Below are 16,007 nucleotides of genomic sequence, written 5' to 3'. Positions count from 1 at the left end.
CACGCGCTTCACACGCCGGACCCGGGAGTTTTCGCTACCTTGAAGAAAGAAACCGCTCATGGATGTTCGTTTGTGTCCCGGAATGGGGCCCGTGCTGGAAAAGTTCCGTGGAGTCCAGCGGATCGCGGTGCTCAGGGGCGGCGGACTGGGCGATTTGATCTACACCTACCCCGCCCTGAATGCACTGAAAAGCGCTTATCCGCAGGCCACCGTCACGCTGCTGGGCACGCCCGTGCACGCAGCCCTGGCCGCCGCTACGGACGGTCCGGTAGACGACGTCGAATTGCTTCCGGTGGCGCGCGGCGTCCACGACGGTCCCCGCAACGGCGAGCACTTCGAGGACGATGCTGAGGACACGGCCGCCCAGGAAGCCTTCTTTGAGGCGATGCGGGCCAGGGCGTTCGACCTTGCGCTCCAGATGCACGGTGGTGGCCGGTTTTCCAACCCCTTCCTGCTCCGGCTGGGGGCGCGGCACACGGCGGGAACGCGCACCAAGGACGCCGAACATCTGGAGCGGAACCTGGACTACGTCTACTACCAGAACGAACCGGAGCGCTGGCTGGAAGTAGCCGGCCTGGCCGGGGCACCCGGCGGTGTCCCCGCTGTCCTGCTCCCCAAGCACGGGCACCGGCAGAACATTGCCGGGTTAAGGGACCCTCTGCGGTCATCGCTGGTGGTGGTCCACCCGGGTGCCACCGATCCGCGAAGGCGGTGGCCGGCGTCGACCTTTGCCGAAGCTGCGGCGGGCGTCGCGGCGGAAGGGGCGCAGGTGCTGGTCGTCGGCGACAGCTCGGAAAAGGCGTTGGCCCAGGAAGTTGCCGGGCTGGCCCGGCGGCAGCTCACGGAGTCCCATCGGCAGGCCGTGACGTCCGTGGCCGGCGAGCTCGACGTCGGAGATCTGGCGGCCCTGCTGGCAGAGGCGTCGGTAATGCTGGCCAGCGACAGCGGCCCACGGCACCTGGCACAAGCACTTGGCACTCCCACTGTGGGGGTCTTCTGGCTGGGCAACGCCATCAATGCCGGCCCGCGCGGGCGGGCCATGCACCGCGTCCACATGTCCTGGGTGACTCGCTGCCCTCGTTGCGGGGCGGACATCACCCAGGTCGGCTGGACGGCTCCGCACTGCGGCCACGACGACACCCTCATCAGGGGCATCGCCGTGGCCGACGTTGTTCAGGACGTGCTGGACCTTACGGCCACGAGCCTTCTTCTGCGGGGCAAATAAGGAGTTCGCGGACCTCGCTGCCGAACGGCTGCGAGAGGGCGAACACCACGGCCTGCGCCACATTGGCGGGGTCGTTGAGCTTGGAGTCGTCCTGCGGCTTGTACTGTTCGTCGCGGTCATCGAAGAAGTGGGTCTTCATGCCACCCGGGATGATGGTGGTGACCCCGATGACTCCCCCGGTTTCGGCCGCGAGTGCGCGGCTGAAACCGATCACGCCGAACTTTGACGCGCAGTACGCGGTGGCGTCCGGCAGTGCCCGAAGGCCAAGGGTGGAGGCGATGGTGATGACCCGGCCGCGGGATCCCTTGAGGTACGGCAGGGCTGCCCGGACCACGGAGACCGTTCCCAGGAGGTTGACTCCGATGACCTTTTCCCATTCCTCGGCCGGAACGTCGCCCAGCTTTCCGCAGCGGTCGATCCCTGCGGCAGTGACCACTCCGTCCAGGCCGCCCAGGCTTTCGGCGACTTCCTTGACGGCCGATTCCACGGCCTGCCGGTCGGAGACGTCCACTTCCAGGGCTTTGGCCCCCGAGACGTTGCTGACGTCCCGGTCAAAGACGAACGGCGTGCCGCCGGCGTCGCGGATGGCCTCAACGATCGCAGCGCCAAGGCCGGAGCCGCCTCCGGTGACGATGACGCGTCCAGGTGTTTGCGTGTTCATGCGGTTCCTTTCGTTGATCCTGCTGATGGTCAGCTGACCTTGGCAAGGGCTGCAGCCAGGCCGCTGGTGGAGCGTGCCGGATGGAAGGGCACTGTGACACAGCGCCCTCCCCACGCCTCAAGGACGCGGGCTTCCGGCAATTCTTCGGGGGTGTAGTCGCCACCTTTGACCCAGATATCGGGCCGGATTCCGCGGAGGCAGGCTTCGGGGGTGTCTTCGTCAAAGACCACCACCGCGTCAACGCATCCGAGCGCCAGCAGCAACTCGGCACGGTCTTCCGCACTGACAATGGGCCGATGCGCGCCTTTGAGCCGCCGGACGGATTCGTCCGAGTTCAAGCACACGATCAGGCAGTCGCCCATGCTTCGCGCCGCTGCCAGCGTCCGGGCGTGGCCCGCGTGGAGGAGGTCGAAGCATCCACCCGTGGCCACTACGGTGCCTCCGGCTTCGCGGGTGGATCGGGCCAGGCGGACTCCGTCCTGGCGGAGGTCGGCGCTATCCACCAGTTCCAGACCCTTGGGTTCGACGACGGGTCCCGCCCCGGGCGCCACCTGGACCGCTGTTTCGTCCCCCACCATTGCGAGCGCCGCCGCACCGCCGGCGGCCAGGAATGCTGAAGCGTCCCCGACGGCCCGCGCGGCAGCTTCCGCCGGGCCCAGTCCTTTGCCCAGGTGAACAGCGAGGCTCCCGGCAAGACGGTCGCCGGCACCACAGGGATCATTGACGTGGGTCTTCGGGGCCGGAATGCCCTGCGGCTGAGCGCCCGCCGCGAGCAGGACGGCGCCGTCCTCGCCCTTCGTCACCAGCACGGACGCGCTTCCCCACGCGTCCAGCAGGAACCGCCCGGCAACTTCGGCCCCAAGGTGGTTCCCCTCCAGGCCTGCGGCCTTGGCAAAGGCGAGTGCTTCGGCAAAGTTGGGTGTCACCACGGACACTCCCGCCACGGGGACCGAACCGGCGGGGTGCGGATCCCACACCACCGGAACATGCCGGGCAGCTTCCGCGAGCGACGCCCGGATAGCCGGGTTCGCGGTGATTCCCCGCCCATAATCTGCCACCACCACGGCGTCCGCCGACACGATGGCTCCGAGCATCTCCCCGGTACTGGACGGGACGGGGGCCGGTGAACATCCTTGATCGAACCGGACCATCGGATGCGTTCCGATCCGCACCCGGGTCTTGGTGGGCGTGGGAGCCAGCGGGGCTCCGGCGAGCACGGAAACACCAGCCAGTGCGCGCCTGAGGTGGCTTGCGCCGTCGTCGTCCGCCAGCGCGGTGACCAGCGTGACGTCGTGGCCGTCGCGCGCGAGCACGGTGGCGACCAGCCCTGCGCCACCCGCCCGACGCCGGACGTCCGCGACATCGACCACCGGCACCGGCGCGTCGGGGCTCAGCCGGGTGGCGGCACCGTTGATGTCGACATCCAGGAGCAGATCGCCAACAACCGTGATCTTCATGGTCAGCCACCCACCTGAGTGCCGGCACGCCGTGCGATCTCCGCGTCAAAGGCCCGGCACACGGCGTGGACCGCGATGAGGTGGCCTTCCTGCGCGTTGGCTGCGATGGCGTCCACTGTGACGGCTTGGTCGCAGGCGTCGGCGAGCGGGTTGGGGCCAGGGCCGGTGAGGGCCCAGGTAACGATGCCGCGGTCACGCGCCGCACGGACAGCTTTGAGCAGGTTGGGACTGCGTCCGCTGGTGGACAGAAGCATCAGTACGTCACCTGCCCGGCCGTGGGCCCTGACCTGGCGCGCGAACACTTCCTCATAGCCGTAGTCGTTGGACAGCGCGGTGACCGCGGATGACTCGGCGTGGAGGGAGATCGCGGAGAAGGGCGCCCGTTCGTCGTCGAACCTGCCCACCAATTCGGCCGTGAAGTGCTGGGCTTCCGCCGCTGATCCGCCGTTGCCCGCCGCCAGAAGGCGCTGCCCGGACAGCAGCCTGGCTGCCAGCTCCGTTCCCCACCCGGACAGCCGGTGCGATTGCGAGCGCAAAGACTCCAACGCGGGGAGGACGTTGTCCAAGTGCCGGGTGACTTCGGTGTTGTGGGTGGGATCGCCGGGATCGGTGGCCCAACGCGCCGGCAGGGCGTCGGGTACGCGGCCCGCGAGCACGGACTCGGTAGTCACACGGCTTTCAAAGGTCACAGCGCCGTTCCTTCCAGTGGTTCCAGGACTTCATCGGCCTGCCGCGACAACCCGGCAGCCAGAACAGATCTGTACGCTTTCTCGGTGTCCGCGGCGATGCGTTCCCAGGAGTACCGGGAACGTGCCCGGCGGGCACCGGCGCGGCCCATGTCAGCACGAAGCTCCGGGTTTCCCAGCAACCTGGCCAGTGCTTCGGCAAGGGCTTCGGGATCCTTGGGCGGGACATGCAGTCCTGTCTTCTGGTCCACGACCGTTTCCCGGAGTCCGCCCACCGCTGCAGCCACCACGGGCACGCCGCAAGCCATTGCCTCGAGGGGAACGATGCCGAACGGCTCGTACCAGGGCGCGCAGACCACGGCATCCGCGCTGCGGAAAATCGCGGGCATGGAACCACGGGGCACTTGGCCGCGCATGGTCATCTTGTCCTCAACGCCGAGCTCTTTGGCCAAGGACCTGAGCCGTTGGGCTTCGGGATCCTCTTCGAGATTGAGGGCGTCCCCGGAACCACCAACAATCAGCAGCTCCACGTCGTTGAAGCCGGCCTCAGCCAGCAGGGGCAGGGCCTGGATGATCAGGTCCACTCCCTTGCGTTGCACGAGGCGACCCACGCTCAGGATCCGGTGCGTGCGGGACTTGGGCTCGGCGTCGGACGTTCCTGTGAAGAGGTTGAGGTCCACGCCGCAGGGCGCGATGGAGATTTTTGACCGGCTGATGCCCAGGGCTTTGAGTTCGAAGACCTCGTCCGGGCACGTGGCGATCACCCAGTCAGCGGTGCGGCCCACCCAGGGTTCCAGCCACTGCCGGGCGGGCGGGCTGGTGTCTGCGGCCCCCTGGTGCCTTCGTTTGACCGAGCCCAGCGCGTGGAAGGTCTGGACCACGGGCACGGGATCGGCAGCTCCCGCCCGACGCGATGCCTGGATTGCCGCGAGGCCGGACATCCAGAAGTGGGCATGGACCACGTCCGGCAGTTGGCCCGCCCAATCGGCGCAGATACCGTCCGCCAACTCGCCCATGAAAGGCAGCAGTTCGTCCTTGGGAACCCTTTTGGCCGGACCCGCGTCAACGTTGACCACGGTGAGTCCTGGACCAACCTGCACCTTTGCGGGCAGTCCGGGATCGTCACGCCTGGTGTACACCGTGACCTGATTGCCACGGTCGGCCAAGGCCGAGGAGAGTGCCGCAACGTGGACGTTCTGTCCTCCGGCATCAACGCCTCCCAGGGCAGCCAGCGGACTGGCGTGTTCGGAAACCATGGAGATTTTCATGGGTGCGTCCTCTCTGTGTCATGGCTCGCGGCTGTGTGGCGGCCGACGGGCAGCCCGGCCAGGAGTTCGTCCCAGGCGCGGTGGAATTTGCCCAGACCGTACCGTTCCAAGGCAGCCTCCCTCGCGACGATCCCCATCGCGTACGCGTCCTCGGGGTCATCCAGCAACCGCTTTGCGAACCTTTGGAGTTCGCCGACGTCGTTGGAGACCAGGCCTGCTCCGCGCGGTATCGCCCGGGCCGCTTCGGTGGTGGCCAGGGCCAGTACGGGCATGCCCAGGTGCATGGCTTCCAGCAACGCCAGGCCCAGCGAGGTCCACCGCAGGGGATGCAGGTAGAGGCGGCAGCGGGCAAGTTGCCCGTGGAGTTGCCGGGCGGGCAGGTCTCCGGAGATCCGGAGTCTGTCGTTGCCGAACCCAAGGCTCTCCAGGTCCAGTTCCCGGGGCAGTGCTTCGGCGCCCATTCCGAAGACCCTCAAAGGCCCCATGCCCGCGAATCCCGGGAGCAGGTCCGTTCCGGTGACGCGGCCGCGCCGGACGGGTTCGTTGACCACCACACCCATTTCTTCCAGCTCGCCGGTGTAGAGATGGCCAGGATCCGGGATGCCGTGTTCAATGACCGTGGTGCTTGCCGAGCCCGTGTCCCAGAAAAGCTGGTTGAAGTAGGTCACGTGGACCACCGGTATGCTGCTCTGGTCCGCCAACGGATGCAGCGTGAACGGAACGTCGCCTTTGGGGGTGTTGTGTTCCAGGTACACCGCTGGAAGATCGACACCCGGCCGGCGTCCCAGAATCCGCGCCACTGCCGCGATTTCCTCGGGGCGTTGCAGGACCACTGCGTCCACACTGTCCGGGTCGAGTCCGTCCAGGTCCACTTCCTGAGCCGCGGCTGGCCAGTCACGGCCACCGCGCCCCAACCCCCAGGCGCCGCCGTCGGACGTTTTCGGAAGCAGGTATTCATGCCGGCCGCGGACGAAAGCCTCCATCCACCCGCCGTGGACGTGCCACACCAGGATCCTCATGGTTTCCACACCTTTCGCCGGCTGGTCAGGGAGGAGATGCCTCCCAGGAGCCTTTCCACCGCTTCGACCACCTGTTCCGGGGTTACGGAGCTCAGGCATGGGTGGCCGGGGACGGGACAAATGCGGGCACGGGAGTTCTTGCAGGCAGCGTCCTGGTCACCCAGCAGCTCCAAGGGGACGCCGTAAGGAGCCCAACGGATGGCCGGGACCACAGGCGCGAACAAGCACACCACCGGGGTTCCAACCGCTGCCGCCAGATGGGCGGGCCCGGTGTTTCCGGTCACTACGACGGCGGCCCCGGCCAGTACCGCCGCCAGCGTCCGGAGGTTGGTTCCGCCGCCGAGGTTCCTGGCAGAAGGGCCGGCCACCGTTGCCGTGAGAGACGCTTCGCTGGGGCCGCCCGTGACCACCACCCGGTGACCGTAGGCTTCGAGCAATTCCACGGTTGCCGCATGGTGCAGTGCAGGCCAGGCCCTGGCCGGTGCCGCAGCGCCCGGGTGGACCACGATGTAGGGTCCCGCTTCAGCCAGTTCATCCGCCAATCCCTCATGGTCCGGGCCCGGGGTGATGCGCAGTTTGCCGTCGTCACCGTTGGGCAGGACGTAGCCGCCGGCTTCGGCGATGGTGAGGGCACGCACGGTTTCCGGCTGGTCTTCGGGGAAGTCCTCGCCAGGTTTCAGGCGGACGTCCAGGAGGGAGCCGGCGTAGTCCGTGGATGCGCCGGTGATTTTCGTGACCCCGGCGAGCCGCAGGAGCAACGCCAGCGGGAGCGGAGATTGGTGGAAGGACGTGAGGATCACGGCCTCCTGGATGCGGGAGCTGCGGACGAAATCAATGAGTCCGTTGGTCATTTCCCCGGTTACGGGTGGGGCCGGATTCACTATCCAGGGCGACGCCCACGTGTGCACCTGGGTCACCCCTGGCAGCATCCCTGCGGCGGCTGCCCCGTCCGGGCCGCAGAGGAGGACGACGTCGTTGGGCCGGCTGCCGTCGGAACGGTTTCCGTTCGCCACAGCACGCAGGGCGGGCCCTGAGAGAAGGACGTCACCCATGCTGTCCAAACGGGCTACCAGGACGCGGCTCATGCAGGGGCGCCCTGTTCTTCCGGCGTCCCTGCGAGAAGCAGTTCCACGGCGTGGCCCAGGTCCATGGCCACCAACCCTGCAGCATCGATCTCCTCTTGCCGGGTCACAGGCGTGGGCACCAGCACTCCACGGGAGCCGGCAGCCGTGGCAGCCTCGATGTCGGAGCCGATATCGCCAATGAAGGCAATCTCTTCCGGCGCGATGTCCAAAGTGGTGCACGCGGCCAGGATCATTCCGGGAGCGGGCTTGCGGCATGCGCAGCCGTCTTCCGGTCCATGGGGGCAGATTTCCCACACGTCGAACGGGCCCAGCAGCTGCTCCACCTGGCGGTTCACCGATGCCACCTGGTCCAGGGTCAGCAGCCCGCGGGCCACGCCTGACTGGTTGCTTAACACTCCGGTGGCCAGGCCCGCCGCGCGGACTCTGTCCAGTGCTTCCAGGGCGCCGGCCATGGGCCGCACCAGCTGCGGATCGCCGTTGTACGGCACATCGACAACGAGTGTTCCATCGCGGTCAAACAGGACCGCCTTCAACGTTCCGGTTCCTCCCATACCCGCAACGTTCCCCAGTTCTCCTGACGCTAAACAACGCGGCAGTGAGAAGTTTCGTACCGCTAGACTCACAGCGGGAGGCCTCTATGGACATAGCTTTGGACAGTGACGGGAACCGGAACCAACCCCTGCTGCTTGCCCTGCGCGCCCTGAAACTCGGCGACCTCCTGGTGGCGGTTCCGGCCCTGCGGGGCTTGCGGCGGGCGTTTCCGGAGCACCGGATTTTGTACGCCGGGCCGGCCTGGATCGCGGGGGCCTTGGAGTTGGTGGGCGGTGTTGAACACCTGCCAACACCAGGGTTGGACGAGCCTCTCACCCTTCCGCACGGTTCGGTGGATGTGGCCGTCAACCTGCACGGAAACGGCGCGGAGAGCCGGCTCCGCATTCAGGAACTGGGCGCCAACCGCGTTGTTGCACACGCATCCGACGGAATCGCCGGACCTTCATGGATCACCGGCATTCCGGAACGTGAACGCTGGACCCGCCTGCTCACCTGGCATGGGATCGACGCCGATCCCCTCGACTACCGCCTCAACCGCCCCACCGTCTCCTCGCCACGCCCCGGCGCCACCGTGATCCATGTGGGTGCCGCGTACGGGAGCAGGTTGTGGCCCGTGGAACGGTTCGCCGACGTCGCTGTCGACCTCGCCGCTGCAGGGCACCGCATCGTCCTCACAGGGGGCGCTTCGGAGCGTGCCCGGGCGGAGGAGGTGGCCGCTTTGGCAAGGCTCAAGGGAGCAAACCTCGACGACGGCCTGCTGGCCGGGCAGCAGGGCCTCGCCGAATTCGCGGCAACCATCGCAGAAGCGCGCCTGGTGGTTTCCGCCGACACCGGCGCAGCCCACCTGGCATCCGCCTACGAGCGCCCTTCCGTGGTCCTCTTCGGGCCGGCACCAGCGGAGGAGTGGGGACCGCCGCCGGGACCGCACGTGGTGCTGACCGCCGTCGAACTCCGCCGCGGTGATGTCTTCTCGGCCGAACCCGACCCCGCACTGTTGGCCGTCAGCGTCCGCGACGTACTGGACGCCGTGGAGCGTCTTGGCTGCTAGGCAACGGCGGCGGTCAGGGGGCGGTCCCGTTCCGGAGCTGGGCTTCGTCGTCCAGCAGTTGCTTCTGGAGGGCAACCAGAACCCTTGAGAGTTTCCGTGACACCTGCATCTGCGAGATTCCCAGGGCTTCGGCGATGGTGGACTGCGTTTCCTCCTGGTAATAGCGCCGGTAGAGCAGGTGCCGGTCTTCCGCACTCAATCCGCGGATGGCGTTCCGCAGCGCAAGAACGTCTTCGAGCCTGTCTGTCGGGCAACCGAAGGCGGACAAGGATCCGTGAAGTCCGTCGCGGCCTTCCGCGGCGGGGGCATCCAGCGAATCGGGCCGCTTGCTGGTTCCAGCCGTCAGGGCTTCCTGCACCAGGCCCGGCTCAAGCTTCAGGTCCGTTGCCACATCTTGCGGTGACGGCGTCCGCTGCAGGGTTTGGGTCATCTCTTCCGTGCGGGCCAACACTTGGCGCCGCACGTCCTGGATGGGACGCGGTGGCCGCACTACCCAGCAATGGTCGCGAAGGTACCTTTTCACCTCGCCGGCAATTGTTGGGGCTGCATAGGCCGGGAAGCTGACGCCCTTGGCTTTGTCGTAGCCGCGTGCCGCCTTGATCAGGCCCATGTAGGCAACCTGGCGGACGTCATCCAGGTCATGGGTGTGGGCGGAGTATCGGGCGGCAATGGACTTGGCCAGATTGAGATGGTCCAGGACCAGGCTGTCCTGGAAGCTTTGCCGGATGCTCCCTTCGGGTGCATTGGCGGGGGGACGTGTCAGGACGTCGGACGGTGGGATTTGTCGCATGGGGCTTCAATCCTCAAACCTGCTGGGGTGGTGAGCCCACGGCAAGACTCCTTAAAAAGAGAAGCACACTTACTATTAGCTTTCAACGGGGTTAGGCTCAAAAGGAAGCCGCGTCCACCGAATCGGAGATTTACATGGAAGAACCACAGCTCGCAGCGCCGAGCACGGTCCTGGCCGATATCCAGGACATGCTGCTCAACACCCCGGATGTGGAAGTGTTCCTCGAGGAGTTGGCACGGCACTCGGCCGGCATGTTCAGCAACTCCGATTCAGAGGTCTACTGCGGAATTACGCTGATGCGTCAGAGGACCGCGGGCACGGTGGCCAGCAGCAGCGAACGTGCGCGGCGACTCGACGAGGTTCAATACGCGTTCGCCGATGGACCTTGCCTCCACGCCTGCCGCGAGGGCACCCAGGTCCACATACCCGACTTTGAAAAAGACAACACCTGGCCGGAATACAACGAGGCCATCACTGGCCACGGCGTACGTTCAGTGTTGGCCGTTCCCTTCCCGCTCCCGGACGACACGTCCACGGCGGGCCTGAACCTGTATTCCGACCGCCCCAACGCCTTCGACGCAGCGGCCGTGCAGCGCGCCAACGACTACGTGGTGCAGGCTTCCAAGGGTCTTCAGCTGGCCATACTTCTGGCACAGCACAGCCAAACAGCGGCAAACCTGCGTGCCGCGATGGAATCCCGCACCGTGATCGACGTGGCGACCGGCATCATCATCGCCCAGAACCGTTGCACCCAGGAAGAAGCGATCGAACTGATCAAGAAGGCTTCGAGCAACCGGAACGTCAAGCTCCGGGTGGTGGCACAGGCAATCGTCGAGTCAGCCGGGGGCGGGCAGGTTCAGACGTACTTCCAGTGAGTACGGATCCTTACAGCAGGCCGCGCAAAACCAGCGCCGCGCCGTCGTCGAGCACTGACGCGGTGACCTCGTCCGCGACGGCGAGCACCTCATCGGGAGCCTGGCCCATGGCGATGCCGCGGCCGGCCCAGGTGAGCATCTCGATGTCGTTGCGGCCGTCCCCGACGGCCACCGTGTTGGCCTGGTCCGTGCCGAGCCGACGGCGGAGGGCCTCCAGGGCGCTGGCCTTGGTGACCCCTTCAGCGGCGATGTCCAACCAGGCCGTCCAGCCGACGGAGTAGGTCACGCCGGAAAGCCCGATGTGCCGGATGGCCTCGTTGAACTCTTCGGATGTGTTCTCGCTGCTGAACACCACTACGCGGACGGCTGTGGCATCGAGCATCGTCTGGAAATCGACACCAATGGACTCCACGCCGAAGCTGGCATCCTGGAAACGCTCCGTGGAAAGGAAGTTGCCGTCCTCGTCCTCCAGGGCGTACTTGGCGTTGGGCAGCCGTTCCCGCAGTGCCTTCAGGGCGGGGGCGGGGTCGAACGTTGCTTTGTGGATGATCTCGTAACCGGATTCCAAGGCGGGATCCAGTCGGAGGGTCACGCCGCCGTTGCAGCACACTGCATAGCCCCGCTCCATGCCGATCTGCTGGATGATCGGCAGCGTCGCGTTGAGGGACCGTCCGGTGGCGATCATGACGTCGTGCCCCTTGGCGACCACTGCCTGGGCAGCGGAGCGAACCTCGTGAGTCATGTGGCCGTCATGGTCAACCAGAGTGCCATCGACGTCCAGGGCGATCATGAGTTTGGTGTTTTCGTTGGGCTGGTCATCGATGCCAGCAACTGGAGTATCAGTCAAAATAGTCATGCTTCCAGTAGACCAGACACCGCCGACACTCAACTAGGACCGGCGCCACAGCGGGCGGTTAACGGAGCGTGAACAGTGTCATCACAGTGCGCTCCGGAGGATGGCGAGTTGCTGCGTTGCCCGGGTCATCGCCACGTACCGGTCCACGGCGCCTTCGATCCCGGCACCGAAATCGTCCGGGTCGATGAGGACCACAAGATCGAATTCAAGGCCCTTGGACACCTCCGGGGTGAGCCGGCTGACCCGCTCCCACTGCGGGTTTTCGCCCAGGACCGGCTGGCTGATGACGCAGGCGGTGCCCTCACTGTTCGCATCGAGCCACGCGTCCACTATCGTTTCCAGGTCCTCTCTCACGCCATGGACCACCGGGATCCCGCTTCTCCGCACCGACGTTGGCACATTGGCGTCCGGGAGGGCGGCACGGATGACGGGTTCGGCCTCCACCATGACTTCTTCGGGAGTGCGGTAGTTGATGCTGAGGCCGGCCAGGGCAACGTTTTCCATGCCCACCCGGTGAAGGCGTTCCTCCCACGATTCCGTAAACCCGTGCCGGGCCTGGGCGCGGTCCCCCACCACTGTGAAGCTACGGGACGGGCAGCGCTGCAGCAGCATCCGCCACTCTGCGTCCGTCATCTCCTGGGCCTCGTCCACCACGATGTGCGCGAAAGGTCCGGTGAGGACATCCGGATCGGGTGTTTCCACAGCGTCCTGGCCTGCCAGCTTCTCCCTCATGTCGTCGCCGCGCAGCATGTACATTTCCAGGTTCTCGGAATCATCGGCGGCAATGAGGTCGTCCACCACCCGGTCCATGAGTTCGCGCTCCGCCGCCAGGACCGCCGCCTGCCGCCGGCGTCGCGTGGATGCCTCCGGGTCGCCGAGGCGCAACCGAGCCGAATCCAGCAACGGGAGGTCGGCCGTAGTCCACTCCTCCGGGTTTTCGCGATGAAGCATCTCCCGCTCCCCAGGCTGCAGGTGCGGAGCGCACAACCGGAGGTAGGCCGGCACGCGCCACAGGTCCGCCACCAGGGCTGCGTAATCGAGAAGCGGCCACGCCCTGTTGAAGGCCGACTGCAGCTCCGCGCTCTGGCTCAAAGCCCTGCGCCGCAATGCCTCCGGCACATCGTGCTCGCCCAGCTTGTCCGCCAGGATCTCAAGCAAAGCATCCCAGACATCGTCCCGGGCTTCATTGTGCGGCGTACCGGGCTCGGCCGCGTCAAAAGCCTCCGCCCAATCGTCGCTGCCCAGCCAAATATCGGCATAGGGGGTCTCCACTTCCATGCCCTCGGTTGGCGGCTCTTCGTAAAACCTCACACCGCGTTCAATTGCCTTGATCATCTCCACGGAAGATTTGAGCCGGGCAACCTCGGCATCGCGTTCGACGCCGGCACCGGCACCTTCGGGGACAAGGTCCCGCAACGTGCACGTTTGCACGCCCTCCTCCCCCAGGCTTGGGAGGACATCGGCCACGTACGCCAAGTAGCGCTGATGCGGCCCGACGAACAGTACGTCGCTTCTTCCGTGGTTGTTGCGGTGGCTGAGCCGGGGATCGGAGTACAGAAGGTAGGCCGTGCGGTGCAGGGCAACCACCGTCTTACCGGTACCAGGACCGCCGTCGACCACCAGCGCCCCACGCGAGCCGGCACGGATGATCCGGTCCTGGTCGGATTGGATAGTCCCCAGGACATCCCGCATCCGCGGCGAGCGGCTGCTCCCAAGGCTCGCGATAAAGGCGGACTGGTCATCAAGCGCGGCATTTCCTTCCATGCCGGCAGCGGTGAAAACTTCGTCCCAGTAGTCGGTCACCCTGCCACGGGTCCAGCGGTACCGGCGCCGGCTCACCAGGCCCATCGGGTTGGCATGTGTTGCTCCGAAGAACGGTTCGGCAGCGGGTGACCGCCAATCGATCAGGAGCCTCTTCCCCTGGCTGTCGGTGAGGCCCAGCCTGCCGACGTAAACCGGTTCCGGACTACCGGCTGTCACCATGCGGCCAAGACACAGATCCAATCCAAAGCGGCGGAGTCCCCGCAGCCGGGCAGTAAGCCTGTGGATCTCCTGGTCGCGGTCCAAGGCAGCCTGGCCACGGCCGCCGGGCTGCTTGCGGGTGACCTCCAACCGGGCGGACAGTTCAGCGATCGATTCCTCAAGGCTGGTTGCAATGGCGTCGAACTGCCGCTCATCAGCGCCGATCAGTTGCGGATCCGCTTTGCGTGCAAGGTGCCCGGGCAGGGCAAAGGCACTGGTTCCCAGGCGGTTGTTTTCAGGCATCCCACGACTCCCTTTTGCGTTGGTTATGGGGTTCGGGGATCAATTGTTCGGCACCAGGGGGGCCTTGCCGCAAGCCCCCGGGTGGGTTATACATTGAATATGGAAGGGATAATTCCCTTCCTTTTTTGTGCCCGTTTCATGCCCGGGTTGCGTGCCCGCCCCTTGCGCGTTGGGTAGGGTTGCCGGATGCGTTCACGACTGACCGGAGCCCAGCTCTCCGCACTCTACGACCTGGAAAACCGCTGGGCAGAGGACGACGATTTCTTCTTCGACTTCGTGAACGAGCAAGCAAACCGACGGGTCCTGGACCTGGGGTGCGGGACGGGGAGAATCACCTTGGCGTTGGCCGCCCAGGGGCATGACATGGTGGGCGTCGACCCGAACCCCGACTCCCTCGCGGCCGCCCGCGGCAAGCCTGGCGCTGATGGTGTCAGGTGGATCGCAGGCACATCGGCCCAGATCCCGGAGGGGGAAGTTTTCGACGTCGCAATCATGACGGCGCACGTCGCCCAGGCCATCCACGACGACGGCGAATGGTCCCGTACGCTTGCCGACGTTCACCGCGCGTTGATACCCGGGGGGCGGTTGGCCTTCGATTCCCGGGACCCTGATGCCAGGGCGTGGGAAGGCTGGACGCCGACGGCGACGCGGCGCCGGCACACGCTTCCCGACGGCACCGCGGTGGAAACGTGGATGGAGAGTGATCAGCTCCCCGAAGGACTCGTTACCCTCACCGAATACCGAGTCCTTGACGAAAGCAGCAGTGAGACAGGGACCTCGATGCTTGCGTTCCGCTCAGAGGAACAACTGCGCCGGGATCTGGGCACAGCGGGATTCACAGTGGAACGGATCCTCGGCGGCTGGGTCGGCGAAAGCGTGGGCAGCGGCCAGGGCGAGCTGATCGTCCTGGCGCGCAAGCCCAGCTGACTAAAGAACCGGAAGGACCTCAAGGCCACCAAGGTACTTCTGCAGCGCCTTGGGAACATTGACCGAACCATCAGGGTTCTGGTGGTGCTCAAGGATGGCCACGATCCAGCGCGTAGTGGCCAGGGTGCCGTTCAGCGTTGCAACGGTACGTGTTCCCTTGGCTACGCCTTCGTCGTTGACCACGCGTTCGCGGATGTTCAGGCGACGGGCCTGGAACGTGGTGCAGTTGGACGTGGACGTGAGCTCTCGGTAGGCGTTCTGCGTGGGGACCCAGGCTTCACAGTCGAACTTCCGGGCCGCGGACATGCCGAGATCACCGGCAGCGGTGTCGATGACGCGGTAGGGAAGCTCGCACTTGGCCAGCATCTCCTCTTCCCAGGCCAGCAGGCGCTCGTGCTCGGCGGCTGCTTCTTCAACCGTGGTGTAGATGAACATCTCCACCTTGTTGAACTGGTGCACACGGATGATGCCGCGGGTGTCCTTGCCGTGCGAACCGGCCTCGCGGCGGTAGCAGGAGCTCTGGCCGGCGTAGCGGATGGGGCCTGCTGAGAGGTCCAGGATTTCGTCTGCGTGGTAGCCGGCGAGGGCCACCTCCGAGGTTCCCACCAGGTAAAGGTCGTCTTCAGCGAGACGGTAGATCTCGGCGTCGTGCTTTACGTCGAAACCGGTGCCCTGCATGGTCTCCGGACGCACCAAAGTGGGGGTGATCATGGGGACGAAGCCGGCGTCGATGGCCTGCTCCATGGCCATCTGCAGCAGTGCCATTTCCAGCCGGGCGCCCACGCCGCGGAGGAAGTAGAAGCGTGAGCCGGAAACCTTGGCGCCACGCTCCATGTCGATCGCGCCGATCAGTTCACCGATTTCCAAGTGGTCCTTCGGCTCAAAGTCGGTGAACTCACGCGGTGTGCCGACGGTCTTGACCACAACGTAGTCGTCCTCGCCGCCCTCGGGAACGCCGTCCACTACCAGGTTGGGGATGACGCGCAGCAGCTCATCCTGCTTGGCCTGGGCAGCGGCTGCCTCTGCGGACGCGGCCTTCACCGAGTTGGCAAGTTCCTTGACCTCGGCCAGCAGGGCCTGCTTCTCCTCGCCCTTGGCCTGGGCCACCTTTTTGCCGAAGGCGTTCTGCTCGGCGCGGAGGGTCTCGTGGCGGATCAGCGCAGCACGGCGGTCGGAGTCAGCGGAGATGATCGCGTCCACAACGGACTCGTCGGCGCCACGGGCGCGCTGGCTGGCACGGAACTTGTCCGGATTTTCGCTGAGGTCTTTTACGTCGATCACCACACAAGACTA

The 16,007-nt window shown here is 66.1% G+C and carries 15 protein-coding genes; 4 read left to right on the top strand and 11 right to left on the bottom strand.

The window, feature by feature from the left end:
• Window positions 1-58: 58 nt before the first annotated feature.
• Window positions 59-1,225 (top strand): glycosyltransferase family 9 protein, encoded by a 1,167-nt coding sequence (locus tag PYR64_RS20100; protein WP_275777261.1) that lies wholly within the window; start codon window positions 59-61, stop codon window positions 1,223-1,225.
• Here PYR64_RS20100 and PYR64_RS20095 read toward each other — a convergent pair.
• The 7 genes from PYR64_RS20095 to PYR64_RS20065 are packed head-to-tail and all read right to left on the bottom strand — an operon-like array spanning window position 1,191 to window position 7,952.
• Complete coding sequence (locus PYR64_RS20095) at window positions 1,191-1,886, bottom strand: SDR family oxidoreductase (RefSeq protein WP_018778361.1); 696 nt, start codon at window positions 1,884-1,886, stop codon at window positions 1,191-1,193. The genes PYR64_RS20100 and PYR64_RS20095 overlap by 35 nt on opposite strands.
• A 29-nt stretch (window positions 1,887-1,915) precedes the next feature.
• Window positions 1,916-3,343 carry a PfkB family carbohydrate kinase gene (locus PYR64_RS20090; protein WP_275777260.1) on the bottom strand — a complete coding sequence of 476 codons (1,428 nt, stop codon included), beginning with the start codon at window positions 3,341-3,343 and terminating at the stop codon, window positions 1,916-1,918.
• A 2-nt stretch (window positions 3,344-3,345) separates the two neighbouring features.
• On the bottom strand, window positions 3,346-3,972 hold the full coding sequence (locus PYR64_RS20085) for an SIS domain-containing protein (RefSeq protein ID WP_275780017.1): 627 nt from the start codon (window positions 3,970-3,972) through the stop codon (window positions 3,346-3,348).
• A gap of 56 nt (window positions 3,973-4,028) precedes the next feature.
• Complete coding sequence (locus PYR64_RS20080; protein ID WP_079581986.1) at window positions 4,029-5,297, bottom strand: glycosyltransferase; 1,269 nt, start codon at window positions 5,295-5,297, stop codon at window positions 4,029-4,031.
• Window positions 5,294-6,316, bottom strand: coding sequence for a glycosyltransferase (locus PYR64_RS20075; RefSeq protein ID WP_275777259.1), 1,023 nt, complete (start codon window positions 6,314-6,316; stop codon window positions 5,294-5,296). Before PYR64_RS20075 ends, PYR64_RS20080 begins: the two co-directional genes overlap by 4 nt.
• Window positions 6,313-7,401, bottom strand: coding sequence for a glycosyltransferase family 9 protein (locus tag PYR64_RS20070; RefSeq protein ID WP_275777258.1), 1,089 nt, complete (start codon window positions 7,399-7,401; stop codon window positions 6,313-6,315). Before PYR64_RS20070 ends, PYR64_RS20075 begins: the two co-directional genes overlap by 4 nt.
• Window positions 7,398-7,952 carry an HAD-IIIA family hydrolase gene (locus PYR64_RS20065; protein WP_018778367.1) on the bottom strand — a complete coding sequence of 185 codons (555 nt, stop codon included), beginning with the start codon at window positions 7,950-7,952 and terminating at the stop codon, window positions 7,398-7,400. Before PYR64_RS20065 ends, PYR64_RS20070 begins: the two co-directional genes overlap by 4 nt.
• Window positions 7,953-8,038: 86 nt before the next feature.
• On the opposite strand from PYR64_RS20065, the gene PYR64_RS20060 reads away from it, so the two are divergent.
• Window positions 8,039-9,001, top strand: a complete 963-nt coding sequence (locus PYR64_RS20060; RefSeq protein WP_275777257.1) for a glycosyltransferase family 9 protein — start codon at window positions 8,039-8,041, stop codon at window positions 8,999-9,001.
• Between the two features lie 13 nt (window positions 9,002-9,014).
• Here the strand turns inward: PYR64_RS20060 and PYR64_RS20055 are convergent, their stop codons facing one another.
• The gene (locus PYR64_RS20055) at window positions 9,015-9,791 is read right to left on the bottom strand and encodes a sigma-70 family RNA polymerase sigma factor (protein WP_275777255.1); all 777 of its coding nucleotides are present in this window, start codon (window positions 9,789-9,791) and stop codon (window positions 9,015-9,017) included.
• A gap of 134 nt (window positions 9,792-9,925) precedes the next feature.
• Here PYR64_RS20055 and PYR64_RS20050 point away from each other — a divergent pair, with 134 nt between their 5' ends.
• Window positions 9,926-10,666 carry a GAF and ANTAR domain-containing protein gene (locus PYR64_RS20050; protein WP_018778370.1) on the top strand — a complete coding sequence of 247 codons (741 nt, stop codon included), beginning with the start codon at window positions 9,926-9,928 and terminating at the stop codon, window positions 10,664-10,666.
• A 10-nt stretch (window positions 10,667-10,676) separates the two neighbouring features.
• Here the strand turns inward: PYR64_RS20050 and PYR64_RS20045 are convergent, their stop codons facing one another.
• Together PYR64_RS20045 and helR are read right to left on the bottom strand one after the other, a co-directional pair.
• Entirely contained in the window at window positions 10,677-11,522 is an 846-nt protein-coding gene (locus tag PYR64_RS20045; protein WP_275777252.1) for an HAD family hydrolase, read from the bottom strand.
• 81 nt (window positions 11,523-11,603) lie between these two features.
• On the bottom strand, window positions 11,604-13,787 hold the full coding sequence (gene helR, locus PYR64_RS20040; RefSeq protein WP_275777250.1) for an RNA polymerase recycling motor ATPase HelR: 2,184 nt from the start codon (window positions 13,785-13,787) through the stop codon (window positions 11,604-11,606).
• A gap of 186 nt (window positions 13,788-13,973) precedes the next feature.
• Between helR and PYR64_RS20035 the strand changes: the two genes are divergently transcribed.
• The gene (locus PYR64_RS20035; protein WP_275777248.1) at window positions 13,974-14,714 is read left to right on the top strand and encodes a class I SAM-dependent methyltransferase; all 741 of its coding nucleotides are present in this window, start codon (window positions 13,974-13,976) and stop codon (window positions 14,712-14,714) included.
• On the opposite strand, the gene serS is transcribed toward PYR64_RS20035, so the two are convergent.
• Window positions 14,715-15,995, bottom strand: a complete 1,281-nt coding sequence (gene serS / locus PYR64_RS20030; protein WP_275777246.1) for a serine--tRNA ligase — start codon at window positions 15,993-15,995, stop codon at window positions 14,715-14,717.
• Between the last annotated feature and the right edge of the window lie 12 nt (window positions 15,996-16,007).

The sequence above is a fragment of the Paenarthrobacter sp. Y-19 genome (genome assembly GCF_029223985.1).
Classification (GTDB): domain Bacteria; phylum Actinomycetota; class Actinomycetes; order Actinomycetales; family Micrococcaceae; genus Arthrobacter; species Arthrobacter nicotinovorans.
Note: the sequence above shows the minus strand (reverse complement) of the source record. Positions and strands in the feature narration are given on the sequence as shown.

What these genes read in the sequence shown, in the direction of transcription:
- PYR64_RS20100 (WP_275777261.1), top strand. Translation starts at nt 59, where the DNA reads ATGGATGTTCGTTTGTGTCCCGGAATGGGGCCCGTGCTGGAAAAGTTC.
- PYR64_RS20095 (WP_018778361.1), bottom strand. Translation starts at nt 1,886, where the DNA reads ATGAACACGCAAACACCTGGACGCGTCATCGTCACCGGAGGCGGCTCC.
- PYR64_RS20090 (WP_275777260.1), bottom strand. Translation starts at nt 3,343, where the DNA reads ATGAAGATCACGGTTGTTGGCGATCTGCTCCTGGATGTCGACATCAAC.
- PYR64_RS20080 (WP_079581986.1), bottom strand. Translation starts at nt 5,297, where the DNA reads ATGAAAATCTCCATGGTTTCCGAACACGCCAGTCCGCTGGCTGCCCTG.
- PYR64_RS20075 (WP_275777259.1), bottom strand. Translation starts at nt 6,316, where the DNA reads ATGAGGATCCTGGTGTGGCACGTCCACGGCGGGTGGATGGAGGCTTTC.
- PYR64_RS20070 (WP_275777258.1), bottom strand. Translation starts at nt 7,401, where the DNA reads ATGAGCCGCGTCCTGGTAGCCCGTTTGGACAGCATGGGTGACGTCCTT.
- PYR64_RS20065 (WP_018778367.1), bottom strand. Translation starts at nt 7,952, where the DNA reads ATGGGAGGAACCGGAACGTTGAAGGCGGTCCTGTTTGACCGCGATGGA.
- PYR64_RS20060 (WP_275777257.1), top strand. Translation starts at nt 8,039, where the DNA reads ATGGACATAGCTTTGGACAGTGACGGGAACCGGAACCAACCCCTGCTG.
- PYR64_RS20055 (WP_275777255.1), bottom strand. Translation starts at nt 9,791, where the DNA reads ATGCGACAAATCCCACCGTCCGACGTCCTGACACGTCCCCCCGCCAAT.
- PYR64_RS20050 (WP_018778370.1), top strand. Translation starts at nt 9,926, where the DNA reads ATGGAAGAACCACAGCTCGCAGCGCCGAGCACGGTCCTGGCCGATATC.
- PYR64_RS20045 (WP_275777252.1), bottom strand. Translation starts at nt 11,522, where the DNA reads ATGACTATTTTGACTGATACTCCAGTTGCTGGCATCGATGACCAGCCC.
- helR (WP_275777250.1), bottom strand. Translation starts at nt 13,787, where the DNA reads ATGCCTGAAAACAACCGCCTGGGAACCAGTGCCTTTGCCCTGCCCGGG.
- PYR64_RS20035 (WP_275777248.1), top strand. Translation starts at nt 13,974, where the DNA reads ATGCGTTCACGACTGACCGGAGCCCAGCTCTCCGCACTCTACGACCTG.